The 23,706-nt window shown below is 58.7% G+C and carries 21 protein-coding genes; 5 read left to right on the top strand and 16 right to left on the bottom strand.

From position 1 onward, the window contains the following. Positions 1 to 87 precede the first annotated feature (87 nt). The gene (locus GO988_RS08015; protein WP_198172573.1) at positions 88 to 1,548 is read right to left on the bottom strand and encodes a DUF4270 family protein; all 1,461 of its coding nucleotides are present in this window, start codon (positions 1,546 to 1,548) and stop codon (positions 88 to 90) included. 22 nt (positions 1,549 to 1,570) lie between these two features. Then, a complete protein-coding gene (locus GO988_RS08010; RefSeq protein WP_157563979.1) occupies positions 1,571 to 2,383 on the bottom strand; it encodes a glycogen/starch synthase in 813 nt (270 codons plus the stop codon). 116 nt (positions 2,384 to 2,499) lie between these two features. Between GO988_RS08010 and panC the strand changes: the two genes are divergently transcribed. Beyond that, positions 2,500 to 3,342, top strand: coding sequence for a pantoate--beta-alanine ligase (gene panC / locus GO988_RS08005; protein WP_157563977.1), 843 nt, complete (start codon positions 2,500 to 2,502; stop codon positions 3,340 to 3,342). A gap of 19 nt (positions 3,343 to 3,361) precedes the next feature. On the opposite strand, the gene GO988_RS08000 is transcribed toward panC, so the two are convergent. Further along, a complete protein-coding gene (locus GO988_RS08000; RefSeq protein ID WP_157563975.1) occupies positions 3,362 to 4,375 on the bottom strand; it encodes a sugar phosphate nucleotidyltransferase in 1,014 nt (337 codons plus the stop codon). A gap of 181 nt (positions 4,376 to 4,556) precedes the next feature. Between GO988_RS08000 and GO988_RS07995 the strand changes: the two genes are divergently transcribed. The 3 genes from GO988_RS07995 (at position 4,557) to GO988_RS07985 (ending at position 6,629) form a co-directional block, all read left to right on the top strand. Then, positions 4,557 to 5,171, top strand: a complete 615-nt coding sequence (locus tag GO988_RS07995; RefSeq protein WP_157563973.1) for a LemA family protein — start codon at positions 4,557 to 4,559, stop codon at positions 5,169 to 5,171. Positions 5,172 to 5,322: 151 nt separating this feature from the next. Beyond that, positions 5,323 to 5,781, top strand: coding sequence for a TPM domain-containing protein (locus GO988_RS07990; RefSeq protein ID WP_157563970.1), 459 nt, complete (start codon positions 5,323 to 5,325; stop codon positions 5,779 to 5,781). After that, entirely contained in the window at positions 5,778 to 6,629 is an 852-nt protein-coding gene (locus GO988_RS07985) for a TPM domain-containing protein (protein ID WP_157563968.1), read from the top strand. The genes GO988_RS07990 and GO988_RS07985 overlap by 4 nt, the downstream gene beginning before the upstream one ends. A gap of 74 nt (positions 6,630 to 6,703) precedes the next feature. Here the strand turns inward: GO988_RS07985 and GO988_RS07980 are convergent, their stop codons facing one another. The 13 genes from GO988_RS07980 to pdhA form a co-directional block, all read right to left on the bottom strand. Beyond that, the gene (locus GO988_RS07980) at positions 6,704 to 7,324 is read right to left on the bottom strand and encodes a 3'-5' exonuclease family protein (RefSeq protein WP_157563966.1); all 621 of its coding nucleotides are present in this window, start codon (positions 7,322 to 7,324) and stop codon (positions 6,704 to 6,706) included. Positions 7,325 to 7,421: 97 nt separating this feature from the next. Next, a complete protein-coding gene (locus tag GO988_RS07975) occupies positions 7,422 to 9,305 on the bottom strand; it encodes a single-stranded-DNA-specific exonuclease RecJ (RefSeq protein ID WP_232341443.1) in 1,884 nt (627 codons plus the stop codon). 314 nt (positions 9,306 to 9,619) lie between these two features. Continuing rightward, positions 9,620 to 11,470, bottom strand: a complete 1,851-nt coding sequence (locus tag GO988_RS07970; protein WP_157563964.1) for a tetratricopeptide repeat protein — start codon at positions 11,468 to 11,470, stop codon at positions 9,620 to 9,622. A 174-nt stretch (positions 11,471 to 11,644) separates the two neighbouring features. Beyond that, entirely contained in the window at positions 11,645 to 13,774 is a 2,130-nt protein-coding gene (locus GO988_RS07965) for a peptidylprolyl isomerase (RefSeq protein ID WP_157563962.1), read from the bottom strand. 115 nt (positions 13,775 to 13,889) lie between these two features. Further along, positions 13,890 to 14,150, bottom strand: coding sequence for a hypothetical protein (locus GO988_RS07960; RefSeq protein ID WP_157563960.1), 261 nt, complete (start codon positions 14,148 to 14,150; stop codon positions 13,890 to 13,892). Positions 14,151 to 14,206: 56 nt separating this feature from the next. Continuing rightward, entirely contained in the window at positions 14,207 to 14,770 is a 564-nt protein-coding gene (gene lptC / locus GO988_RS07955) for an LPS export ABC transporter periplasmic protein LptC (RefSeq protein WP_317164820.1), read from the bottom strand. Further along, the gene (locus tag GO988_RS07950; RefSeq protein WP_157563956.1) at positions 14,770 to 16,095 is read right to left on the bottom strand and encodes a hypothetical protein; all 1,326 of its coding nucleotides are present in this window, start codon (positions 16,093 to 16,095) and stop codon (positions 14,770 to 14,772) included. The genes lptC and GO988_RS07950 overlap by 1 nt, the downstream gene beginning before the upstream one ends. Beyond that, positions 16,082 to 16,846, bottom strand: coding sequence for a type III pantothenate kinase (locus tag GO988_RS07945; protein ID WP_157563954.1), 765 nt, complete (start codon positions 16,844 to 16,846; stop codon positions 16,082 to 16,084). The genes GO988_RS07950 and GO988_RS07945 overlap by 14 nt, the downstream gene beginning before the upstream one ends. Positions 16,847 to 16,901: 55 nt before the next feature. Next, positions 16,902 to 18,938 (bottom strand): pseudouridine synthase, encoded by a 2,037-nt coding sequence (locus GO988_RS07940; RefSeq protein WP_157563951.1) that lies wholly within the window; start codon positions 18,936 to 18,938, stop codon positions 16,902 to 16,904. A 239-nt stretch (positions 18,939 to 19,177) separates the two neighbouring features. Beyond that, complete coding sequence (locus tag GO988_RS07935; RefSeq protein ID WP_157563949.1) at positions 19,178 to 19,561, bottom strand: TraR/DksA family transcriptional regulator; 384 nt, start codon at positions 19,559 to 19,561, stop codon at positions 19,178 to 19,180. 178 nt (positions 19,562 to 19,739) lie between these two features. Then, positions 19,740 to 20,216 carry a 6,7-dimethyl-8-ribityllumazine synthase gene (gene ribH, locus GO988_RS07930; protein ID WP_157563946.1) on the bottom strand — a complete coding sequence of 159 codons (477 nt, stop codon included), beginning with the start codon at positions 20,214 to 20,216 and terminating at the stop codon, positions 19,740 to 19,742. Positions 20,217 to 20,406: 190 nt separating this feature from the next. After that, the gene (locus GO988_RS07925) at positions 20,407 to 21,168 is read right to left on the bottom strand and encodes a tetratricopeptide repeat protein (protein ID WP_157563944.1); all 762 of its coding nucleotides are present in this window, start codon (positions 21,166 to 21,168) and stop codon (positions 20,407 to 20,409) included. Positions 21,169 to 21,269: 101 nt separating this feature from the next. Beyond that, the gene (pdhA, locus tag GO988_RS07920; RefSeq protein ID WP_157563942.1) at positions 21,270 to 22,454 is read right to left on the bottom strand and encodes a pyruvate dehydrogenase (acetyl-transferring) E1 component subunit alpha; all 1,185 of its coding nucleotides are present in this window, start codon (positions 22,452 to 22,454) and stop codon (positions 21,270 to 21,272) included. A gap of 78 nt (positions 22,455 to 22,532) precedes the next feature. Between pdhA and recF the strand changes: the two genes are divergently transcribed. After that, a complete protein-coding gene (gene recF, locus GO988_RS07915; RefSeq protein WP_157563941.1) occupies positions 22,533 to 23,657 on the top strand; it encodes a DNA replication/repair protein RecF in 1,125 nt (374 codons plus the stop codon). Positions 23,658 to 23,706 lie beyond the last annotated feature (49 nt).

The following is a 23,706-nucleotide window of genomic DNA, read 5'->3' as shown; positions in this document are numbered from 1 at the left end:
CCTGGCTGACCAAATAGTGCAAAAAAAACCGGCCGCTGGCCCGCCCGAAGCGAGGCCAGCGGCCGGTGGGAAAACCAAAGTTACAACTCATTGCCGCAACTGCGAGTAATAGACGCGTAGCCGCATGGCGCTGGCAGTAAGTGCTGCCCGGTTGAGCGTGAGGCTGGTAGCAGTGCTTAGAGCGGGGGTAAGCACCAGGGCGTCAGGCAAGCCACCGAGGGTGGCCGCAGTGGGGTCATTAAGGTAAGCCTGCAAGTAGCTAGTAATCAGCACATCGTAATAGATATTAGTGGTACTGGCACTGTAAGGCAACCCAATTGCTTCGGAGCCTCGCCCTTGTTGAACGGCTCCATCACCTTGCACTACGCGGTCTACGCTATTTATACCCGTCACGCGCTGCAACGGTTGGTTTTTAGCGTCTACCTCCAGGGCATACAGCCGGGCGGGGTTGCTAAGCAGCGCATTAGAGTACGGCTGTATGGGCAGTATCAGCTCGGCCCGGTTGATGGCAATGCCGGGGCGAGCTAGCAAGCTGGTAAACTGCGGGCTCACGAAGCTGAGCGCAGTGCCCAAACCCGTGCCTTCCTGCACGTACGTAACGCCCCCGGCGGCGGCCGACGACAAGCGGGTGCCGGGCGCGCTGCCTTGCAGCGCACTCAGCGCCGACGACGTTTGGAAGTCAGTGCTGAGTTGTGTGTAGTAGCGTGGGTCGGTTGGCGCACCGGGGCCGCTGCCCGAAGGCGAAGGCCCAAAGTACAACTGGTAGCTGTGGCGCTTTTGCGAAGCAGCGGGGTGAAAATAAATGTTTATTGCCCCGCTTACCACCCGGCTAAAGCTTAGCACTGCCCCGTTGTAGCCTTGGCTAGGCGCAATGATGATGCCCGCCAGAATGGCATCTAGCTGGGCCTGGGTTAGCGAAGCCACTTGCAATTGCCGGAACAGGCTATTAGCAAATGTCGAACTCACGTTGGGGTAGTTCGGATTGGTACCGGTTCCCTGGCGCTGCACCACTAGGCGCACCGTGGGGTCGGGCACTTGCACCGTAATCGAGTCCGTAGTGCTGGTGGCAATAGCTTGCCGCACCGCCTTGGTTTTATTCAGGGGCACTACCAGGTTTTGCCCAATCGTTGCTTTAACGGGGGCTACCGACGCCGAATTATACACCGTGCGCTCGTCGAGCTTGGTGGCCAGCTCCAGCACATCTAGCTTGGCTGGGGTGCTCGTGCTACCGTACACCTGGTCGAAACCCAGTGTGATAACCACCGAGTCTGGCGAAGTGGCTGAAGTGTAGCGACCAGGCAACGAGTCATTTACACTAGGCAGCAGGCTAAGCACTGCCCGCGCTTCCGTATTGCCAGTTAGGTTGTCGAAGAGACGGCCCGCCAAAAAATGCTCGGCTTTGAGCGTTTGGATAGGCTGCTGCCGCACGGTAGAAGCCGTAATGGGCAGGTCCACGTAATTGGTACCGATTGCAGCAGTACCGGGTAAGTCCACGTTTAGTTCATTGCCCTTCATGCAGCCCGACAGGCTACCTAGACCAACCAACAACGTGGCAACAAAAGCTAGTGGCTTAGCTGGCCAACTCATCATACAACGCTTGGTAAGACGATAATAGGTTTTCGTCGGCCGCGACTTGGCTTAGCCGCTTGCGCGAGGCGTATTCTTTGAACAAGCCGTTGAGGTTGTCCGAAAAATCTTCATCCGAGCGTACTACCGTGTCGGCATATTCCATGCCCAGCTTCACGAAGCCCGAGAAATCGGCCGATTTCAACGACGTCAGCATGTTGTCGTCGATGTCAAGCATCTTGGCTTTTTCAACCAAATTGCCTTCGAATTTGTCCAAAAACTCGTTGTTGTACACCGTGAATACCGACTTGGCATCCTTGAAAACCGGGTCTTTCTTATAAGTAGTTTTCAGGTACAGAGGGATAAGCGAAGTCATCCAGTCGTTGCAATGCACGATATCGGGCGACCAGCCTAATTTCTTCACTGTTTCGAGTACGCCCTTGCAAAAGAAGATGGCGCGCTCGTCATTGTCGAGGTAAAACTTATCGTTTTTATCTACCAGAGCCGACTTGCGGTGGAAGTAATCTTCGTTATCGATAAAATAAACCTGTAGCTTCGCAGTCGGAATGGAGGCCACTTTAATCACCAGCGGCTTTTCGTCGTCGCCCACCGAGATGTTGATGCCCGAGAGACGGACCACTTCGTGCAGACGATTTTTGCGCTCATTGATGATGCCGAAGCGCGGCACAAAAATCCGAATTTCGGCCCCCGACTCCTGCATACCGGCCGGTAGACGGCGCAGCAGCTCCGCTACTTTCGTAGTCTGGAGGAAAGGGTCAATTTCGGTGGCCGCGTACAGGATGCGCAACTTCGACATAATAGACGGAATAAAGGATTTGGAACCAGGCCATAGTTTGGCTCCACAAAATTACGCATTTTTTCGTGAATTTTCAATAAAATTCGCTCAACCCTACTGCTCTATCGCTCAGCTTAATGCTTGTTTTTACTACCGCCGCCGAACTGCGGGCCCACGCCGAAGCTAGCCGCGGCGCCGGCCGGCGCCTGGGGCTGGTGCCCACTATGGGCGCACTCCACGACGGCCATATTCAATTGGTACGCGCCGCCGCCACGCAGTGCGACGAAGTGGTGGCCAGCATTTTTGTCAACCCTACCCAGTTTAATAACCCCGACGACCTGCGCCTCTACCCCCGTCTGCCTGAGCAGGATACGGCCCTATTAGCCGCTGCTGGCTGCACCGTGCTGTTCATGCCTTCGGTGGAGGAAGTGTACCCGCAGCCCACGGTGTTGCGCTTCGATTTTGGCGAGTTGGAGCGCGTGATGGAAGGCGCGCACCGCCCCGGCCATTTTAACGGGGTAGCCACGGTGGTGAGCAAACTATTTCACCTTTCTCGGCCGCACGTAGCCTATTTTGGGCAAAAAGACTTTCAGCAAGTAGCTGTTGTGCGGCAGCTGATTGCCGATTTATCCTTCGATTTAGAGCTGGTAGTGTACCCCACAGTGCGCGAGGCCGATGGCTTGGCCATGTCGTCGCGCAACCGGCGCCTCTCGCCCGAGGCGCGGGCGGTGGCTCCGCTGCTGTACCAGGTGCTTGCGCAAGCCGCCTCCGGGGTGCGCGAGGGGGTAGGGCCCGCCGAGGTGCAGGCGCGGGCCCAGGCCGCACTGGCCCAGGAGCCGCAGTTTACGCCGGAGTATTTTGAAGTAGCCGATGCGCAAACCTTGCAGCCGCTAACTGCCTACGGGCCCGGCAGGGGGGTAGTGCTGTGCGTGGCTGCCCACCTAGGTGGCGTGCGATTGATTGATAACGTGGTGGTGTAGCACGGAGCTTTTCCTACCCCTACCCTTTTGCTTGGCTATAGTCTATCTCGGTATTATCGCCGAGGTTGAGACTATGGTTGAGGCCGCGGAACGAGGCGTCGGAGCCCACGATACAGTCGCTCATCACGGCTGAACTGAGCTCGGAATATGAACCGATAATACTGTCGCTGATGATGGTATGACGGATGATGGTGCGGTCGCCGATGGCCACGTTGGGGCCAATGATGGAATGCTCGATGCGGCAATCGACCCCGATGCTGACGGGCGGAATGATGACCGTATTTGGAAAATCGGGGTAGTTGAGCACCACCCGAAACTCGGGCTGGTCGAGTAGGCGGGCGTTGGCTTCGAGCAGGGTTTCCTTGCGGCCACAGTCAAACCAGTTGTCCACGGCGGCGGTGTGCATCGTTTCGCCTTCCTCGATGAGGTGCATGAGGGCATCGGTAAGCTGAAACTCGCCGTGGGTGCGGCGGCCAGTTTCGATGAGCCACTCCAGGGCCTGAGCCAGCTTCTCGGAATTGGCCAGTTTGTAGAGGCCGACCATGGCGTAGTTCGATTTGGGGATGCGCGGTTTCTCCACCACGCGGCTCACTAGGCCGTCGGTGCCGGTTTCGACGAGGCCAAAGAGGCTGGGCGTTTTTACTTCCTTCACGGCCAGCACCGAGCCGGGCTGGCGCAGCAGGGCTGGCAAATCGACATCGACAATGGTATCGCCGAGCAGGATGAGCACGCCATCGGTATCGTGCCGAAACGTGTCGCGGGCCAGCCACAAGGCGTGGCCTAGGCCTTCGCGGGGCTCCTGCACCACGAAGGTGGCGTTCATGTCGGGGTAGTGGTGGCGTACGTACTGCTCAATTTTCTCGCCCAGATAGCCGATGATGAACACGAACTCGGTGAGCCCAGCTCCGCGCAGCCGGTCGATGATGTGGCCTAGGATGGTGTTGCCGGCCACTGGCACCAGGCTTTTAGGCTGGGTGTGGGTGTGGGGGCGCAGGCGCGAGCCGATGCCGGCAACGGGGATAATGGCTTTCATGGATAGGAGTGGCAAGGGCGGAAAGATAGGACGGTACAACCGTTGCCGGGCGGCTGCGTACTTTGCGCCGGTCGGCCAGCATAACCACCGCAGCCAAGTAGTGGTTACGGCCGGCTAATTCTTTTCTTTCTCACCGCTGAGCCTCAAAGCTAAATCTCAGCACTTAGAAACCCTTCACACCATGAAACGCCTTCTCCTTTACTTCGCCACGTTGGTGACGCTGATTTCGCAGTCGTCGTGCGGCTACAACGGCATGGTGCAGCGCGACCAGGCCGTTAAGAGCCAATGGGCCAACGTACAAAGCGCCTATCAGCGCCGCTCCGACCTTATTCCCAACCTCGTGAACACGGTGAAAGGCGCAGCCAACTTTGAAAAGTCTACCCTCGAAGGGGTAATTGAAGCGCGCGCCAAAGCCACCAGCGTGCAGCTCTCGGCTGACCAGTTGACGCCCGAAAACCTCCAAAAATTTCAGGCTGCCCAAAGCCAGCTTTCCTCGGGGCTGGGGCGCCTACTAGCCGTATCGGAGAAATATCCCGACCTGAAGGCCAATGCCAACTTCCAGGAATTGCAGGCCCAAATTGAAGGCACTGAAAACCGCATCAACGTGGAGCGCAACAAGTTCAATACCAACGTGAACGACTATAATACCTTCACGCGCTCATTCCCGAATAACTTATTTGCCGGCATGTTTGGCTTCCAGCCCAAAGGCTACTTCGAGGCCGATGCCGGCGCTAAAGACGCACCCAAGGTGGACTTTGGCGACATGGGCGGCAACGCGCCGGCCGGCAGCAAGTAATGTAAACACTGCCCAAAACAGAACGTCATGCTGAGCTTGCCGAGGCATCTCGCGTGCAGCAGTAATCTCTGACGTTAGAAATTAGCGCTGCACGCGAGATGCTTCGACAGGCGCAGCATGACGTTCTGTTTTGGGTTAATTCACCAACGCCATGACCCACCCTCTTACCCCCGCCCAGGAAGCCGCGCTGGTAGCAGCCATCAAGGATGCCGAACTGCGCACCTCGGGCGAAATTCGGCTGCACCTGGAGGACAAATGTCCTACCCCCGAGCCACTCGACCGGGCGGCCCAGGTGTTTGCTGAACTCAAAATGCACCATACCAAGCTGCGCAATGGGGTGCTGTTTTACTTGGCTTGGCAGACCCGGCAGTTTGCCGTGGTGGGCGATGCGGCCATCAACGCAGCAGTGCCCGACGAGTTTTGGGAGGCGGTGAAAGAAACCGTTATCACCCATTTTCGGCAGGAGCAGTACGTGACGGGCCTGGAACGCGGCATTCGGCTGGTGGGCGAGCAGTTGCGGCAGTTTTTTCCTTACGACGCCGCAACTGACGTAAACGAGTTGGCGGACGACATTTCTTACGGGGACGATACCCCTACCCCCTCCCGATGAACTCCCCCTCTTTCCTTACCCCTTCGGTAACGCGCCAAGGCCACCCGGCACAGTGGCTGCGCCCTTGGCTACTAGCGCTGGCGCTGCTGCTGAACCTGGTGGCGCAAGCGCAATCCATTCCGCCGCGCCCTGACCCACCGCGCCTCGTCAACGACCTGGCGGGCCTCTTACAACCGCAGGAAGTGGCGGCGCTGGAGCAAAAACTGGTGGCTTATAACGACAGCACGTCGTCGCAAATCGCGGTGGTTACCGTACCCAACCTCGATGGCGACGACATTGCTGATTACTCCCAAAAGCTATACGAGGCCTGGGGCATCGGCCGCAAAGGCAAGGACAATGGCATCTTGGTGCTAGTAGCTAAGGACGAACATGTGGCGCGCATCCAGACCGGCTACGGCCTCGAAGGGGCCGTGCCCGATGCCTTAGCTAAGCGCATCATCAGCAATACGCTGGTGCCAGCTTTCAAGCAAAACCAATATTATGCGGGCCTCGACCGGGGCACCGACCAACTCATCGCCCTGGCCAAAGGTGAGTACAAGGCCGACCCGGCCGACGCGCAGCCCCGTGGCCGGCGCGACCGCTCGGGTTCGGGACCGGGCCTGTGGATAATTATTGGCATTTTGGTTCTCTTCTTCCTCCTGCGTTCGCGGGGCGGGGGCGGCGGCCGAGGCGGGCGCGGCATTGGCGGCGGCTTTATTCCACCCATCATCTTCGGCGACTTCTCGGGTGGCCGGGGGGTGTTTGGCGGCGGTGGTGGCGGGGGCTGGGGCGGTGGTGGTGGTGGCGGCGGCTTCGGCGGCTTTGGGGGGGGTAGCAGCGGCGGCGGCGGCGCCAGTGGCAGCTGGTAAACCCTTCTTAAAAACCAAACCAACGGGTAACAGCAGAACGTCCGGCCGAACTAGTTCGGCCGGACGTTCTGCTGTTACCCGTTATTCTCGCGTACCGCTTGGTAAACTGGGTGCTCGTAAAATGGCCTCAGCAATCGCACCACCTCTAGGGCATCGGCCAGCGCCTGGTGCGCCACATGGGGCTCGGCGTCGCCAGCACGGGCTTGGCAAATGAGCATCGAAGGCAAGCGGGAGTCTTTATGCCAATTGAGGTAGAACACCGCCGGGTCGAGTACGGCAGGTTCAGCCTTTACCAGCGTGCCCCAGCCGGGCAGCTGCCGTAGGAACAACAGGTCGTAAGTTCCTACGTTTTTGCCGGCCAGCGTGACGCTTACGCAGTCCTTTTTGTTGGGTTTGAAGCCGTTGGCCAGTAGAAACTCGCGCAATTGCGGCAGCACTTCGTGGAGCGCGCAGATGTCGGGGGCCCCTACCCTGCTCTTGTCGGACAACTCCTGGAGCAAGCCCGCATTGAGGGCCAGCGCGCCGGCCGTGCCGCAAATTTCGGGGTGGCGTAGGGCGCGCCGAAAGGCGGGCAGTTCGGCCAGCGGCGTAGTGGCCGTGCGGCGGGTGTCTTCCACCACGGCGGCTAGCTCCAGGGTTTGGTGGCGTAGTGGGTCGGGCCCGCTGGTTTCGAGGTCGAGGGAAACGTAACGCATTTTTAGGCAGATAGCCAGTAGCGACTGGCTGTTAGCTCTTTCCTTACGCGAAAAGACGGCTACCAGCTAGCCGCTACTGGCTATCTGCTCAAAAAAGCTATTCCCAACGCACATCAAGCAGGCGCAGCTGCAAGCTGCGCTGCCCCCTGAATTCGTTCATTTCCAAGGAGTAGCATACGTTCAGCAGCGCATCGGGGGCTTCGAGTAGGCGCGGCAGGTAGTGGCCCAGCCCAAAGCCGATGGCTTCGAGGGCTACCCCCGGCGACTGCCCAGGCTGCGTGAGGCGCATTTTGAGGTGGCCGGCTACCCCCACCGGGCGCACCGAGCCCGGCGACGCCCGCACGCCCGCGCTGGCAAAGACCGGCGCCGGGTTGCCAGGGCCATACGGCTCTAGGCGGCTGAGCTGAGTTAAAAACTCCTCGGTGAGCTGGGTAAAATCCAGCCAGCCATCGATGTCTACTGGGCGCACTGGCAGTTGCCCCACGGGCAACCGGGCGGCCACTTCGCGCATAAACTGCTCGCGGAAAGCTGGCACATTTTCGATGGGTAGGGCCAGGCCTGCGGCCGCCCGGTGCCCACCAAACTGCCGCAGCAGCGGGGCGCAGGCTTCTAGCACCTCGTGCACATCGAAGCCCGACACCGACCGGGCCGAACCCGTGGCCAGGCCGTCGCGCTCGGTGAGAATGACCGTGGGGCGATAATACTGGTCGAGGCAGCGCGAGGCCACAATGCCCAATACTCCCTGCGGCCAGTGCGCCTGGTAAAGCACCGTAGCGGGCGCGGTGGCGCCCGCTGGGTCTTCCGCAATAAGCGCCAGGGCCTCTTGCGTGGTGCGCGCATCGGAAAGCCGGCGCTCTTGGTTCATGTGGTCAACTACCTCGGCTGTGTAGCGGGCTTCCTGTTGGTTATCAGCCAGCAGCATATTCACAGCTCGATGGGCGTCGCCCATGCGCCCGGCCGCGTTGATGCGCGGCGCAAACCCAAACACAATGGAGCTCAAGTTGAGCGGCCCTTGGCGCGGGGCTGCCAGCTCGTGCAATGCGGCCAAACCGGGGCGCAGGCCATCGGTAGGGTAGTCGGTGGCGGCGGCCTGGTGGGTAAGCGGCCCTGGCCCGTCGAGCGTATCGGCCGCGGCGTGGGCCGCGGGCTGGCTGATGGCGCTGTGCGCTGCCGCCTGCGTGGTGTTAAAGCGCCGCAGGCCATAGGCTGCTAGCACCCGGTTTTCGCCAGTTACGGGCACTACATCGGCCGCGATGCTCACCGTTACCAAATCAAGCTGCGCATAAAGCGGCTCCAGGGGCAAGTTCAGTTTTTCGGTGAGGCCTTGCAGCAGCTTAAAGCCTACCCCACAGCCCGACAGGTCGGGGTAGGGATAGCTGCAATCGAGGCGCTTCGGGTTGAGCACAGCCAAGGCCGGCGGCAACTCCTCACCGGGCAGGTGGTGGTCGCTGATAATGAAGTCTACCCCCAGCGAATTGGCGTAGGCTACCTGCTCGCCGGCCTTTATACCGCAGTCGAGCGAAATGACCAATCCAAAACCACTATTCTTGGCAAAATCCACTGCCTGCATCGAAATGCCATAGCCCTCCCGGTGCCGGTCGGGGATGTAGGGCTGAAAGCGGCTCTGCTCTTCAGGCGTATCGGGAGCGTCACCCAGGGGGCGCAAGTAGCTCACTACCAAGGCTACCGACGTAATACCATCTACGTCATAATCGCCCAGCACCAATACCTTTTCGTTGGTCTGTAAAGCCCGTATCAGGCGGTCTACGGCCAGGTCCATATCGCACATCAGCCAGGGCGAGTGCAGGTTGGTTAGGGCGGGCTCAAAAAATTCACGGGCAGCGGCGGGCGTTTCGATGCCGCGCTGCGCTAATAAACGAGCTAACAGAGGGCTGATATTCAGCGCCTGCCGGATGCTAGCTACCGTGGTGGAATCGGGGTCGGGAGCAAAAATCCAGCGCTTTTCGGGTATAACAGCCATTAATAATAAATAAGAAGAATAGCATCAAAAGTACGCAGAAAATAGCCGTCGTACCTTTGTCCTATTCTAGCTGCCGCCCTATGTCCCGCCTCCGCGCGTTTTACCAGCGCTACCGCCAGTACATCCTCTCAGATGGCCTGATGTACGTCGTGTTTATTTTAGCGCTGGCCGTGATGTTCATTTTCTTCCGGTAGGGTTTACCCTTGGTATAGTGCGCAGCTTACTTAGCCGCCCTACCCCCTTCAAGATTAGGCAGCACAGTCCTTTTTAATTCTCTACCCCCTGCTTAGGCTAGCAGCCGGCCCTAGCCCGCGCTATTGCACGGCATCGCCGCGCAGCCGCCGGAAGCGTTTGCGGGCCTCAGCCACGTAAATACTACCGGGGTATTTAGTTAGAAATTCCTGGTACAGGCCCTGGGCCTTGGCCTTGTCTTTGAGGTTTTCTTCCTGAATTTCGGCCGTTAAAAACAGGGCATCGTCGCTCAGCACGTCGTATTTGGGGTTGCTGGTAAGCTGGCCCAGGGTAGCTATGGCGGCGGCGTAGTCGCCGGTGCGGCGCTGAAGTTTGGCCTGCAAAAACAGGGCATCGTCGGTGAGTGCGTGGCCCGGGTATTTACGCAGCAGCGCTGTCAAACCGGTTTCGGCTTGTGGTATCTTGTTTTGAAATACCAGCATTTCCACGGCCGCGTAGTCTTTGAGGGCGAGGCCCAACGTATCCTCCACCGTATTTTCCTGGATGAGCAGCGAGAGCTGCATGGCATCGTTGGCAATTTCGCGGGTAGTGGCTTCCTTCAGAATATCTAAGTGGCTCTGAGCCAGCTTAAAATCACCAGCAAAGTAGCTAAGGCGAGCGTTGCGCAGTTTGGCCTCGTAGCCCAGCGGCGCTTCAGGGTGGGCTTTTTCTACCTGCGAGTAGAGCAGCGTGGCCTCCCAGGGCTCGCCCTTGAGTAAGTACAAATCACCTTGGGTAGTTTTAGCTTCATCCACCACATCGGCGTCGGCTCGCGGCATGTCAATTACTTCCTGCAACAGGCTCATCGCCTTGGCTTTATTATCCAGCTGAAACGCGTAGAGGTTGGCCAGGCTGCGCATCACGCCCGCCGATTCGGGGCGATGGCCCAACTCGGCCAGCAGCTTTTCGTAGTCGGCGGCCAGGGCTTGCACCTGGGCGGGGTCTACGGGGTAGGTGTCGCGCACTTGGGCCTCGCGGGCTTGCAGGCGCAACTGGCGAGCCAAGTTGTAGTAGGGCCCGGTGCGGTACTCGCGAGCCACGTAGTCGTAGGCCGCAATAGCAGTTTCATAATCTTTGTTGCGCTGCGCGATGCCGGCCAGCCCCAGCACCCGGCTGCCTTGGCTGTTGGAGCGCCGGTCGAGGGCCCGCGACTGCACTAACGCGCCAGCAAAGTCGTGGCGCTGCACTTGTAGCCACAGCAGCAGCTCGCTGTAGCTGGTTTGGTCGGGTTGGGCCTGCACCTTGGCTACCAGTATTTTTTCGAGCGCGTCGAAGTCTTTTTCTTCGTGCAGCGCATTTTGAAGCATATTGCGCACAAAGGGCAGCTGCTGCTCGTCACGCTCTAGCAGGTGCAGCGTTTCGGCTAGCAGCTTGTCCTGCTCCTGGCTTTGGGTGTAGAGCTGAATGAGCTGCGGCGCGTATTCAGTGTTGTTCTTGGCTAATTCGCGGCCGCGCAAGTAGGTGCGCTCGGCCCACAGGGGTAGCTCGCGGCGGCTAAACTCTGCCGCGACCGGTGCCACTTGGGCGGGCGTAAGCTGGGCTACCACGCGCTGGTACTGCTTATCGGCTGCGCCAGCGTCACCAGCAGCCGTGTACAGGGCACCCAGCGCCACGCCGTAGCCGCCTTCTTCGGGGTGTTGCTTGATGGCCCGCTTAACGAGCTTCTCAGCGTCTTTGTAGCGCTTCTGAGCTTGCAAAGCAGCTAGATAGTCGGGCAAAATATCGGGAGTAGTCTGCTCGTCGCTTTTGAGCTGGCTGAAGAGGAACGCAGCTTTCTCAAACTCGCCCCGGCGCACGTAGTCGCGGGCCAGCGTAGCCCCGCTCACGGGGGCCCAGCTGCCCGGCCGCGGTAGGCCGCCCTGGGTAGGCTGGGCGCGCAGGGGCGCCAGCAAAACCAGCCAGCAAGCCGGCAGTAGCAACAGAGAATAGCGCATAGTAAAAACGGTTTTCACAAGTTGGCAACGCCCCTACCCCCTCGGTTTGTTCAAACCTAGGCCGGCAGTCCTACGCGCAAGTTCCATTCAAATTATGAGTCGCGCTGAGCTTTTCACAAAAAAAGGGCTGCCCCATTCGGAGCAGCCCTTTTATGCGCGGCAGTTTTTCTTGGTCTAGAAGAACTTCGAGCGGTTATCCTGCACCTTGGCTTGCGCCTTGATGGCTTCGTAAATCAGGCCGTCTTGGCGCTGCTGACGCTGCTGGGCGAGCTGCTGGCGCAGGGCCTTCACATCGCCGGGGGTAGCAGGCGGCGTTACGCTCGTAGCTTCTACTACCAGCACGCCCTGCTCACCCTGGATGGGAGCCGATTTCTGCCCGGACTTCAGCGCGAAGGCGCGGCCGATAGCATCGGGCTCGAAGCCTACGTTGGGGATAGTGCCCTGGCCTTGGGCTACGCCCTCCGCCGTTTGCACTTGGGCGCCGGTGCCGGCAACTTTGGCCAAGTCTTCGAGCGAACCGGTTTTGCCGGCCAGCTTTGCCATAATTTGCTTGGCTTTTAGCTCATTGCGCACGGCAAACGTCAGCTCCGGCTTGATGTTTTCGATGGTAGCCGTGCCCTTAGTGCGCGAATCGGTAACGGCAGCAATGATGTGCTGGTCGCCAATATCAAACTTGCGTACGTCGCCCACTTTAGTTTCCGAGCCGCCGTCGGGGCTGAAGCCAAAGGCCCAGCGCACGATTTCGCGCGAGTTGGGCAAGTTGTTCAGCGTCTGGGCATCGCGGGCCACAAACTTAGCTTCCTGCTTTTGCAAGGTCTTGTCTTTGGTGGGCAGAGCCCGGAAAGCGTCGAGGCTGCCAGCGTCGGCCATTAGCTGCTCGGCTTTATTATAGGCTGCTTCGCGGGTAGCATCGCTGGGCTGCACAGCTTTCACCACGGCCGCTACCTGGTAGGTTTGGGTGGTTTTGGGGGCTGTTACCTTCACGATGTGGTAGCCAAAGCTGGTTTCTACCAGCGTAGGCAGCAAGCCCACCGAATTAGCCGCGAACACTGCTTTGCTGAATTCGGGTACCATGCGGCCTTCCTCAAACCAACCGAGGTCGCCGCCCTGGTCTTTGGTGCCGTCGGTGCCAAACTGGCGAGCCATCGTAGCGAAGTCAGCCCCTGCCTTTATTTTATTGAGGATATCCTGCGCCTTAGCCTTGGCCGCAGCTTTCGCTTCGGGCGTTTGGCCTTCGGGTTTGATGAGGATGTGGCTGGCGCGAGCTGCGGGCTTGGTGCCGGCTTTGGCGCCCGTTACCTTGTAGAGCGCCAGCGTGTTGTTATCCACGTAGGGGCCGTATACCTGGCCCACCGTCAGGGGCATTTGCTGGCGCAGCTTTTCGGGCAAATCGGCTGGCGAGAGGTAGGCGTGGTTGTAGGGCTGGTCGGAGTTCGAGCGCACAAACAACGAGTCGTTGGGCGCCGTGCGGAACTGCTGGGCCAGCGTGCCCATGCTGGTACGCAGTTCGGCGCTGTCCTGCTTGGTCGCCACTTCGGGCACCACGATGTACTCGATGGTGCGGCCATCCTCCACTTTGTAGCGGCCTTTGTGGCGGTCGAGGTAGTCGCTCAGTTGGGCATCAGTGGGCTTGAAAGCCGAATCTGACACGCTGCTGTAGGGCACGAACAAGTAGCGGAAGCTAGCCTTGGCATTCTGGGCCACGTCGAAGGCTTTGGCCTCGGCGCTGGTTACGTACACCGAGTTTTTGAGCAAGGCGTTATACTTGTTCACCGGCCGGTCGAAGTCGCGTAGGCTAGCCTCAAAGCTGTGAAACGCGGCCTGCGCTTCGGGGGGTAGCTTATCGAGGTTCTTGAGGTAGTCTAGGAGGCGCGCGCGGTCGAGCTGGCCGGTTTTAGGGTCCGTAAAGGCCTGCTTGATAGCGGGGCTGATGTTTTCGCCCTGTACCAAGTCCACCAATTCTGCATCGCTCACGCTGAGGCCTAGCTTATCAATCTCGGGCTGGAATGCGCGCTTATACAGCAGCTGGTTCCATACTTGGTCGCGCAGGTAGCCGGTAGCCTGCTCGTCGGGCTGGCGGCCCTGCTGGTTGGCAAAGTTTTGCTTGGCTTGCTCGAGGGCGGCTGTGAATTCGGGTAGTTCGATTTTCTCGCCGTTCACCTCGCCCACCACCTGGCCATCGCGACCAAAAAGCCGATTCTTTCCCCCAATCAGGTCGCCCCCCACAATGAAGAGCAGCATCCCGACAGCGACGGCGCCAACGGCTACCCCCGACTTTTCCCGAATCGTGTTAATTAAAGCCATTTAAAATTTTGTAATGCTAATTCTGTAGTCCGGAGCCAAAAAGAGGCGCAAAATAACCACGAACTGGCCGAACTATCAAGCTCCTACCCCCCGCCCCGGGCTCAAAAGGCCCTTGCTAGCGCCGGCGCGCCTTGTTATTTTTCTTGGCTGGCTTGTTCAGGGCGGCTACTTGCTTGGCTACTTCCGCTTCTTTGGCCAGGCGGGCATCTTGCTGGCGCCAGTAATTAAGGGGCAGCCAGCAGGCCAGCGATATCATAAAAATCCAGTAGTTGCGGCCCAGGTCGTTCTGCACCACCGACTGGTAGGCCCCAATCACGAAGGCCACGACGCCCAGGGCGAATAGCACCGTGCGCAGCAAAGACTTGTCAAATTTCATAGCTTCTAAGATAGGGCTTACGCGGGCCGCCCAGTATTGGCCCCGGCAAGCAACTGCTACTTACCCTGGCTTTTGGCTTCTGCCAGCGTAAACGTGCCCGTGGGCTTATGAATGCCGTAGCGCGAAAAATCCTGGTTGGCCGTGAGGCCGTAACCAGTGAGCACCTCGGTGGGCGTTTGCACGCGCACGAAGGTGGAATCCTTGGTGTAGATTTTTTGCTGCACTTGGTTGTAGAACAGCTCTTCGGTATTGAGATGCTGCTGCTCGGGCACATTGGCCACGTTCACCGCGCCACGCATGGTATAGAGCTTCGTGGCATTGTCATACCGGCACCACTTGCCGACCAACGTGTTAACTATCAGCTTGCCCGGCTTGTCGTAGAACGTCACGGCTACCCCCTTGGAATAGAGCTTGTCGCCGTTCTCGAATATTTGCTCTAGCGGGGCCGTGAGACGAATATGCAGCCGGGCCGAGTCGCTAAGCAGCTCCACCACGTTTTCACTTTCCAAAAACGGCCCTTTGTAGATGACCTGGGCCGGCGCCGCATCCTTTTTTCCGCAGCTAGCTAGCATACTCGTTGCTAGTAGCCCGGTCAGCAGCAGGGGGGGTAGGGCCCGCACTATTGCAGCCGCCGCTTGATAAACCAGCGGTTGCTGAGGGTGGCACCTACCTGCACCCGCAGGTAATTCTCTTGCACGTTGCTGGCGCCGCCGGCTCCGTAGAGGTAGTCGGTGTTACCTCGGATGCCATAGATGAAGGCTAGGCTCATGGTCGTCGATTCGAGGGCCGTAGCCGTAGGCAACGGGAACGAGAAGCCCCAATGCACGGCGCGGTCGTAGAGGTGCTGCCCGGCGGGCTGGTACGGCATCTGGGCCACGCTCAGGCCGAAGCGGTACGTGACGCGTTGAAAATAATGCTCTACCGAGCCGGGGTCGGGCGTGAACTCGCCGCCCGCTGCCGCGCGCCAGGTATTGCTGAGGGCAGTAGTAGACAGCTCACTGAAGGACGTAAAATTCGACCACTGCTGGCGCGACAAATCCACGCTGGCCGTCCAGTTGCGGCTGTTGTCGACGGTGATGCCAAACTGGGTCAGGCCCGGTATCCGCACGTTGCCCTGGTCGGCCGATAGCGTGATACTGGTGCCAAGCACGGCCCCGGTGGTGGGGTCGCGGCGCTCTTCGGTGCGGGTGCGGTTGGCACTCACGTTGGCCTGGAAGCTTTGCACGGCCGCCAGGTTCAGGTTCATATTCTTGCCAAACTTGTGGCGGTAGTGCGCCGCACCCCGAAACAAAAAGTTGGAGTAGCGCAGGGCTTCGTCATCCACTACCAGCTGCTGAGCGGCCAAGGTGGGGGTAGTGATGCCCGTGCCCGTGGTTTGCTCGATGGTGCCAAACAAGTACGATACGCTGCCGCCCAGGTTGAAATCGCGCAGGATGTGAAAACCGCTGGCGAAATAGGCTTCCGATAAGCCGCCCGTGCCTTTATACTGCTTGTAAGCCGTAGCGTAGGGGTCGCCATTAACGGCCCCCGTGGTATTAGCTTCGTAGTCGACCGAGCTGTAAGGCTTGAGGCCAATAGCGGCGCCCCAGCGCTTATTTATCGGCACGGCCAGAGCCAGGTAGGCCAGTGTGCCAGTGCCTACGCGGTGCGAAGCATCGGCGTTGCGCACGGTTTTTATTTGCGCATTAAAGCCGGCTTCCCACGTGGTACGCGGGGTATAGTAGAGCAGAGCCGGGTTTAATTCGTTGACGTTGCCGGTGTTAGGCGCAGCCAAGCCCGTGCCACCCATACCCAGTTGGCGCACGCCACCGAGGTTGCCAACGTAGTCGCCAAGGCCCAGGCGCGAGTAGGGCGAGTTGCCCAGGCCCTGGCCCATTGCCGAGCCAGAAAGCAGGGTAGCAGCGGCCAGCAGCGGCGCCCAGGATAGTTTTTTAGATGTCAACATTATAGCGCAAAATCTTATCCAGGCCCAGTAGTACCAGTTCTGGCACCGCAAAGATACTCCCGATTGCCGGGGCTAGCCGCGGCAGCAGGTACGAAGCATCGCCGCCGGTTAGCAGCACGCACAAGTGCGGGTAGCGCCGCCGATACTCGGCTACCAAGCCAATGGCTTCGGCCACCGCCCCATTCACTACCCCACTCAAAATCGAAGACGCCGTAGCATCCCCAATTAGTTGCACCGGGGTAGCAGCTTCTGGCAATTCGAGCAGTGGCAGCCGGCCCGTGAACGTGTGCAACGCCCGCAGCCGCATATGCAAGCCCGGCGCAATGCTGCCGCCGTGGTAGGTGCCATCGGCCGTTACTAAATCAAATTTTAGCGCCGTGCCGGCATCCAGCAGCAGTGTGTCGCGGCCGGGCCGGAGGCTGGCGGCTCCTACTGCCCCCGCCAGGCGGTCGGCACCCAGCGTGTGGGGAGTCGCATAAGCGTTGCGCAGCGGCAGCGGCGTGAAGCCGGGCCGAAACGGCAGCACTTGCCCCAGCGCTGCCGCCTTCGCCAGTTCGGCCAGCCACGGCTGCCCCGCGGCCTCGGTAGCCACCGAGGCCAAGATGGCGTGTTGCGGCTGGTAGCGCTGCCACAGTTCGCCGAGTTGTGCGGGTGCTGCTAGCGTGCCACTTTCTAGTAAGCCACCAGATTCAAACACCCCATACTTTAGGGCGGTATTGCCCAAGTCGAGGGCGAGGGTAGTAAGGGGCATGGGCTAAAAAAAGGGGCTGCGAATGATTACTCACCCGCAGCCCCTTTTTCGATTTTTATTTCATGAAATACTTTAGCCGGATAACCTCCTGCTCACTCAAGAAGCGCCATTTGCCGCGCGGCAGGTCTTTCTTGGTGAGACCCGCGTACTGCACGCGGTCAAGGGCCACCACATCGTACCCCAAGTGCTCAAAAATGCGGCGCACAATGCGGTTTCGGCCGATGTGCAGCTCTATCCCCACAAAGTGCGGGTTGCCAGCCACTACGGCCACGTCATCAACTTCGGCTTTGCCATCTTCCAGCTCCACACCCGCCGTAATTTCGGCCAAGTGTTCGGCTGTCAGGGGCTTGTCTAGCTCAGCCTGGTAGATTTTCTTGTTCTTATGCGAGGGGTGCGACAGCTTTTGCGCTACTTCGCCATCGTTAGTGAAGAGCAGCAGGCCCGTCGTATTGCGGTCGAGGCGACCTACCGGAAAAATGCGCTCCTTCGAAGCTGTAGCTACCAGCGACATCACCGTTTTGCGACCTTCGGGGTCTTCGGTAGTGGTGATGAAGTCTTTGGGCTTATTCAGCAGTACATACACCAGCTTCTCGCGGTTGAGGTTGGTTTTGCCGTACTGCACGGTGTCGGTGGGCTGCACTTTATAGCCCATTTCCGTCACTACTTCACCGTTTACCCGGATTTCACCGGCGGCAATGAGGGAGTCGGCCTCGCGGCGCGAGCAAATGCCTGCGTTAGCGATGTAGCGATTCAGGCGCAGCTCTTCGGTGCCGAAGTCTTCTTGGTCGCGGCGGTTTTTGTTGCCGCGGTTTTTGTCCTCCTCGTAGTGCTTCAGGTTTTTGTAGTCGGGTGCCTGGCCCGGCTCGGTGCTACGGCCGTAGGCTGTGCTCGAACGTGGGCCGCTCATCTGGGCCCGCATGGCTTCGCGCCGCTCGCGGAAAGTACCACCCGTATTGGCCGGCCGCTCGCCGTAGCTGCGCGGCTTGTCGAAGCTACCTGCGGCCCGCGGGGCATTGCGGTCGCGGTCACCATCAAACTTGCGGGGAGCGCGGTCGCTGCTCTCGCGGCGGTCACTGCCTTCTCGGGGAGCGCTAAAGCTGCGGCGCTCGCCACGGTCTTCGCTCTCGCGGCGGGCAGGGCGGCTGTCGCCAGCGCCGCCGTAGCTGCTGCGGCCACCTTCGCTGCGGCGGTCGAAACCACCCTCAGGCCGGGGGCGGGGGGTAGGGCGTTCGCCCCGTTCCTCAAAAGCACGGCGCTCGTCGCGGCCCGTGTAGGCGGGGCGGTCGCTGGCGGGTGCTGGGCTAGCACTACCTTCTACAACCGAGCCATCAGGGTTGCGCTTAATGAACTTACGGTTGCGCTCGCCGGCCGTTCCACGGGGCACGGTAGGCTTGCCTTCGTAGCGCACAGGTTGGCCTTGCCAGATAGGCTTAGGAGGGTAGGCCGGGCGCTCGCCACGCTCATCGCGGTTGGGGCGCTCGCCACCTTCCGATGGCTCGAAGCGCCGCGGACGGGCATCGCGGTCGCCGCCGAAGCTCCGCTTTTCGCCATCGCCAAAACCACCACGGGTGGGACGCTCGCTACGGTCGCCGCCAAAACTGCGTTTCTCACCACCGAAGCCGCCACGACCCGCCGAGCGGTCGTCGCCGCCATAGCTGCGCTTCTCGCCGCCACCAAAGCCACCGCGGCTCGGGCGCTCGCTACGGTCGCCACCCGGGCCAGCAAAGCCTGGACGGTTGGGCCGGTCACCACTACCCCCGCCAAAACCACCGCGGTTAGGACGGTCGTTGCGGTCGCCGCCAAAGCTGCGCTTTTCACCATCGCCAAAGCCACCGCGATTCGGGCGGTCGCTACCCCCACCGCCAAAGTTGGGGCGGTTAGGACGGTCGCCGCCTGGGCGGCCACCAAACTTGCTGCCACCTTGCCCAAAAGTTGGGCGCGCAGGCAAGTAGCCCTCACCGCGGCCACCGGGCCGGCTGCTGCCATTGCCACGCGAGTCGTAGCCCCCCCGGTCGCCGTTGCCGGCGCGCCCGGCGCCGCTGCCCGAGTTTCGCCGAGCCGGCTTATCGTTCGAAAAATGTTGCTTGCCCATAAAAGTTAGTTGCTGGTTTCTGGTTGCTAATTGCTGGTAATTCTGTACTGCTACGCTCGCTCTGGTAGCAACTCCGGCCGCTTGCTGCCAGCGGCGAGGCCTACCCCCCTACCCGGCTGATGGCCCGGCTACCCGCCACGCGCACTCCAGCAACCAGAAACTTAGTAAAAAAAGCCCGGACCCGCTGGCTAGCCGCCGAAGCGCTGCCTACGGGTCCGGGCCGGGAAGTGCTGCTGCGGTTAGTCGCGGCGGGCTAGCTTGGCCTCAATCGAGTGCTGCGTATGCGGCACCGCGCGCAGGCGCTCTTTAGGAATAAGCTTGCCTGTACCAATGCACACGCCATACGTTCCGTTTTTAATGCGGAGCTGCGCATTTTCAAGCTGTTGAATAAATTTCATCTGGCGCGAAGCCAGCTGGTTCAGGCTTTCCTTCTCAGCGGTTTCGGCACCGTCTTCCAGCACCTTCAACGAAGCTGCGGTGGTATCGGTGCCCGATTCGTTGTTGCGGGTCAGTGTTTCCTTAATAAAGGACAATTCTTTGCGAGCCGCCGTGAGCTTGTCCTGAATAATCTGGTCAAACTCAGCCAGGTCTTCGCGTGAATAGCGGAGGTTTTCCTCAGTCATCGAAAGGTAGGATAAAGTAATGGATACTGGTGCCGATTTGAAGCGGCGCGGCGGCCTAACGCTGGGTCAGACTAAAAGTTTAGCGGAAGCTCTTCAGTAGTAAAAAAACCTTTGTCGCTTTTCGCGGTGCAAAGGTAACTATTTTTAGTGGCTTTGTCTTTTCTGAGTCACGCAAGCTTCAGAAACCCAGCATTTGAATGGCGGCCACTGCGGCTTCTACTCCTTTGTTGCCGTGCTGCCCACCGGCGCGGTCCCAAGCTTGCTCTAAGGTGTTGGTCGTCACAAGGCCGAAGATTACGGGTTTGTTGTACTTAAGGCCTACTGTAGTTAAGCCCTGGGCTACTGCATGGCAGATGTAGTCGTCGTGCTTGGTATCGCCTTTTATAACTACTCCTAGGCAGATAACAGCATCCATTTCGTCGTGTTGAGCTAGTAGCTGGGCACCCAAGGTTAGTTCGAAGCTACCGGGTACTGTATTGCGGAAGATGTTTTCGGGCTTGGCACCGTGCTTAAGCAGGGTTTCATAAGCGCCGCCGCTAAGCGTATCAGTCAATTCGCGGTTCCACTCGGCTACCACCAAGCCAAAGCGCTTTTCGCTGATGTCAATGAAGCCAGTGCTATCGTAAGAACTGAGGTTTTGGAGGGCAGATGCCATGTAGCGCAGATTTTATAGTTCTTGTCGATTCCGCAGTAATAGGTCAGGTCAACACCACCTTCTTGCGGAATGTCAGCTTGCTGCTGGGTTGAAAATTAAAAAGAAGATGGGCGGACTTTTGTTAAAAAACAACGGCACTTTTCCTTGCGGAAAAGCGCCGTTTGCTTTCAACTACTTGCCTACCCCTGGTTTATTGGGCGACGGCTGCCTTGCGCTGCCGAGCCTCCGCCACCTCCTGCGACGAAGGATAGTCGTTGATGATTCGGTCGTAGGCCTTCACAGCACCAGCGTTGTCTTTGGCTGCTTCTAGGGCAATACCTTCCTTAAGCACGTAGCCCGGCGAGAAATACTCGTTGGCGTTGTGGTCGGCAGCTTTCGCATAGAGGTCAGCTGCCTCTTTAGGTTTGTTAAGTTCTAACTGCGCGTCGCCCATCAGCGAGTACGCCCGCGATTGCACCAGGTAATCGCTAGAGCTAAACTTGTCGAGGTAGTTATAGGCATCCTGAAATTTACCTTGCTTAAGAGCGGCTACCCCAGCGTAAAAAGCAGCTAGATTGCCGGCTTTGGTGCCGCTGTACTCCGTAGCCACTTTATCGAGGCCGGGGTGCTTGCCATCGCCTTTGGTTGCTTTGTCCAACGAGTCGGCTTCCCAATAATCAACTGCGCGGTACAGCGCAGTCTGGCCCTGCTCGTTTTGCTCGGTGCGCCAGTAGTTGTAGCCTAGCGCCCCAGCCACGGCAGCTACTACTGCTACCAATATGCCTAGGAGTAGGTTGCGATTGCGGCGCACAAAGTCTTCCGAATCGGCTAGGCGGGCAGCCAGCGCATCGGGGTCTTCGAGCAGAGGATTTTCCGTCACGTAGTTTTCGGCCGGCGCAAGCGGGTCGGTCGATACGGGGCGCACCGGCTGGCGGGCTCCCGGCGTTTTGCCGGTGTAAGGAATTTTAGACATTGGCTAGGGTAGCTCAACGGCGCAACCCTGGGTAGGGCCGCGCCGCTTAGTTGGCTCCGCCCCCTAAAGGGCAATAGAACCAGGTTTAAAGGGGTGGAAACTTAATCGTGAATGTAGGGATAGTCAGCCTGCACGTATACTTCAGTATAAAGCTCGGCAGCATCAGGGTAGGGCGAGTTCTCGGCAAATTCTACCGACTCTTGCACTTGGGCTTTGATACGCTCGTCGATGGCATTAAGCTCATCTTCCGTGGCCATGTTGTGCGTAAGAATGGTGTGGCGCACAGCTTCGATGGTGTCGCGATGGCGGTATTCCTCTACCTCCTCTTTGGTGCGATACTTAGCGGGGTCGCTCATCGAGTGGCCCTTGTAGCGGTAAGTCTTGAACTCAAGGAAAGTTGGGCCTTCGCCGGCACGGGCGCGCTCAGCGGCACGGGCTACTGCGTGGTGCACATCCTCCACGTTCATGGCATTCACCGGCTCGTTGGGCATCTGATAACCCTCGGCAATGATGTGCAGGTCGGTCACGTTTGAGGTGCGTTGCACCGACGTGCCCATGGCATAGCCGTTGTTCTCGACCACAAAAATCACGGGTAGCTTCCAGAGCATTGCCATGTTGAAGGCCTCGTGCAAGGCACCCTGGCGCACCGCGCCGTCACCCATGTAGCAGATGCATAGCTTGCCAGTCTTGTTATATTTCTCGGCAAAAGCAATACCGGCACCCATTGGAATCTGACCGCCTACAATGCCGTGGCCGCCCATAAAGCCAACCTCCTTGTCGAACATGTGCATCGAGCCACCTTTTCCTTTCGAGCAACCGGTAGCCTTGGCAAATAGCTCAGCCATGATAGCATTAGGCGAGGTGCCCAGTGCTAGTGGGTGTGCGTGGTCGCGGTAAGCCGTGATGTACTTATCGCCCTTTTGCAGCGCCGACACTGCCCCAGCTACGCAAGCCTCTTGGCCAATGTAGAGGTGGCAGAAACCCTTAATCTTCTGCTGGCCGTAAAGCTGACCAGCCTTTTCCTCAAACTTGCGCATGAGCTGCATTTGCTCATACCAAGTTATATATACTTCTTTCGAGAACTCCGGCTGGCTCGGCGAAGTAGCCACTGGCTCGTCGCCAGGGTTGTTACCCTCATGCGTAGCTGGCAGCACTTCTACTGCGGGCTGCTGAGCAGTCTCGACGCCAGTAGTGGCGTCAATTGCTTTTGGCGCCTGACCTTTGGCTTCCGCGCCGTTGCTGCCGTTTGCGCCAGCCTTCGGCGCTTCCTTTACTTTCTCCGCCATGATTCGGGTTAAATATAATTTCGCGTTGGGAGGGCGAAATTACATAATACTGACCGTACTCCCACTCCACCGCCCCGAATGACGCTCGACCAACTTCACCTGCTATTTTTTAAGAACTACGACGAGGCCAATCTAGCTTTTTGCTCCGGCATTAATTGCTTTATCGGCGATAATGGCAGTGGCAAGACTAATCTGCTTGATGCTATCCATTACTTAGCTCTTACCAAGAGCGCGTTCACTAGCCTTGATGCGCAATCTATCAAGCAAGGCGCCGACTTTTTTGTAGTTAAGGGCAAGTTCTCGGCCCCCGTATTAGAACGTCCCGAGACTATTCAGGTAAGCCTGCGAGTTGGTCAAAAGAAGATTATTACGCACGATAAGCAACCCTACGACCGCATGGCTGACCACATCGGCCGCTATCCGGCAGTTCTCATTTCCCCTTACGACACCGACCTTATACGCCAAGGAAGCGAGGAACGGCGGCGCTATTTCGATAGCTTACAGTCGCAGCTCGACCACGAATTTCTTGAACTCCTTATCCAGTATAATGGCTTATTGCGCCAGCGTAATGCTACGCTTAAGCAAGGCGTAGGCAGCCACGGCTTCGATACGCTCTACCTACAGGCGCTCGACGACCAACTGGCTCCCTTGGGTGAAAGCCTATCACTACGACGGGCTGATTTTCTTACCCAATTTATTCCAGTCTTTCAGCGGCATTACGCTCAGCTCGCTGATGGCCGTGAGCAAGTTTTACTAGAATATAAAAGTCAATTGCCCGGCCAAAATTTTCGACACCTACTATTAGCTAACGAGCGCCGTGACCAAGTTTTGCAGCGTAGCACCACGGGTCCTCATCGCGACGATTTTGTTTTTCTCATGGATGAGATGCCCGTCAAGAGCTACGCTTCTCAAGGGCAGCAAAAATCATTTGTTATTGCGCTTAAGTTGGCTCAGTTTGAATTGCTGTCTACGCAGGCCACTGGCAGTTCTTCTCCCGCCAAGCCATTGCTATTGCTTGATGATATATTTGACCGGCTCGATGACAAGCGAATAGCACGCCTGCTTGAACTGGTAGCCGACCATACCTTCGGGCAGGTATTTCTTACCGATACTAATTTGGCGCGTACAGATGAGGCCTTAGCTGGCGTGGGCAGTGACATCTTGCGCTTCCGCGTTCAGGGCGGTACTGTGGAACCTGTCTAATCTACTAACACCCATTTCGGGAGACCTAAGTCGTACTTTTGGGCATCGG

The sequence above is a fragment of the Hymenobacter ginkgonis genome (assembly GCF_009755225.1).
In the GTDB taxonomy this organism is placed as follows: Bacteria; Bacteroidota; Bacteroidia; order Cytophagales; family Hymenobacteraceae; genus Hymenobacter; species Hymenobacter ginkgonis.
The sequence above is the reverse complement of the archived record's forward strand: the minus strand, read 5'-3'. Positions and strand labels throughout refer to the sequence as shown.

Excerpts from the sequence above, each read along its gene's own strand:
- GO988_RS08010 (WP_157563979.1), bottom strand. The coding sequence starts at position 2,383 with ATGTCGAAGTTGCGCATCCTGTACGCGGCCACCGAAATTGACCCTTTC.
- panC (WP_157563977.1), top strand. The coding sequence starts at position 2,500 with ATGCTTGTTTTTACTACCGCCGCCGAACTGCGGGCCCACGCCGAAGCT.
- GO988_RS08000 (WP_157563975.1), bottom strand. The coding sequence starts at position 4,375 with ATGAAAGCCATTATCCCCGTTGCCGGCATCGGCTCGCGCCTGCGCCCC.
- GO988_RS07995 (WP_157563973.1), top strand. The coding sequence starts at position 4,557 with ATGAAACGCCTTCTCCTTTACTTCGCCACGTTGGTGACGCTGATTTCG.
- GO988_RS07990 (WP_157563970.1), top strand. The coding sequence starts at position 5,323 with ATGACCCACCCTCTTACCCCCGCCCAGGAAGCCGCGCTGGTAGCAGCC.
- GO988_RS07985 (WP_157563968.1), top strand. The coding sequence starts at position 5,778 with ATGAACTCCCCCTCTTTCCTTACCCCTTCGGTAACGCGCCAAGGCCAC.
- GO988_RS07980 (WP_157563966.1), bottom strand. The coding sequence starts at position 7,324 with ATGCGTTACGTTTCCCTCGACCTCGAAACCAGCGGGCCCGACCCACTA.
- GO988_RS07975 (WP_232341443.1), bottom strand. The coding sequence starts at position 9,305 with ATGGCTGTTATACCCGAAAAGCGCTGGATTTTTGCTCCCGACCCCGAT.
- GO988_RS07970 (WP_157563964.1), bottom strand. The coding sequence starts at position 11,470 with ATGCGCTATTCTCTGTTGCTACTGCCGGCTTGCTGGCTGGTTTTGCTG.
- GO988_RS07965 (WP_157563962.1), bottom strand. The coding sequence starts at position 13,774 with ATGGCTTTAATTAACACGATTCGGGAAAAGTCGGGGGTAGCCGTTGGC.
- GO988_RS07960 (WP_157563960.1), bottom strand. The coding sequence starts at position 14,150 with ATGAAATTTGACAAGTCTTTGCTGCGCACGGTGCTATTCGCCCTGGGC.
- GO988_RS07950 (WP_157563956.1), bottom strand. The coding sequence starts at position 16,095 with ATGTTGACATCTAAAAAACTATCCTGGGCGCCGCTGCTGGCCGCTGCT.
- GO988_RS07945 (WP_157563954.1), bottom strand. The coding sequence starts at position 16,846 with ATGCCCCTTACTACCCTCGCCCTCGACTTGGGCAATACCGCCCTAAAG.
- GO988_RS07940 (WP_157563951.1), bottom strand. The coding sequence starts at position 18,938 with ATGGGCAAGCAACATTTTTCGAACGATAAGCCGGCTCGGCGAAACTCG.
- GO988_RS07935 (WP_157563949.1), bottom strand. The coding sequence starts at position 19,561 with ATGACTGAGGAAAACCTCCGCTATTCACGCGAAGACCTGGCTGAGTTT.
- ribH (WP_157563946.1), bottom strand. The coding sequence starts at position 20,216 with ATGGCATCTGCCCTCCAAAACCTCAGTTCTTACGATAGCACTGGCTTC.
- GO988_RS07925 (WP_157563944.1), bottom strand. The coding sequence starts at position 21,168 with ATGTCTAAAATTCCTTACACCGGCAAAACGCCGGGAGCCCGCCAGCCG.
- pdhA (WP_157563942.1), bottom strand. The coding sequence starts at position 22,454 with ATGGCGGAGAAAGTAAAGGAAGCGCCGAAGGCTGGCGCAAACGGCAGC.
- recF (WP_157563941.1), top strand. The coding sequence starts at position 22,533 with ATGACGCTCGACCAACTTCACCTGCTATTTTTTAAGAACTACGACGAG.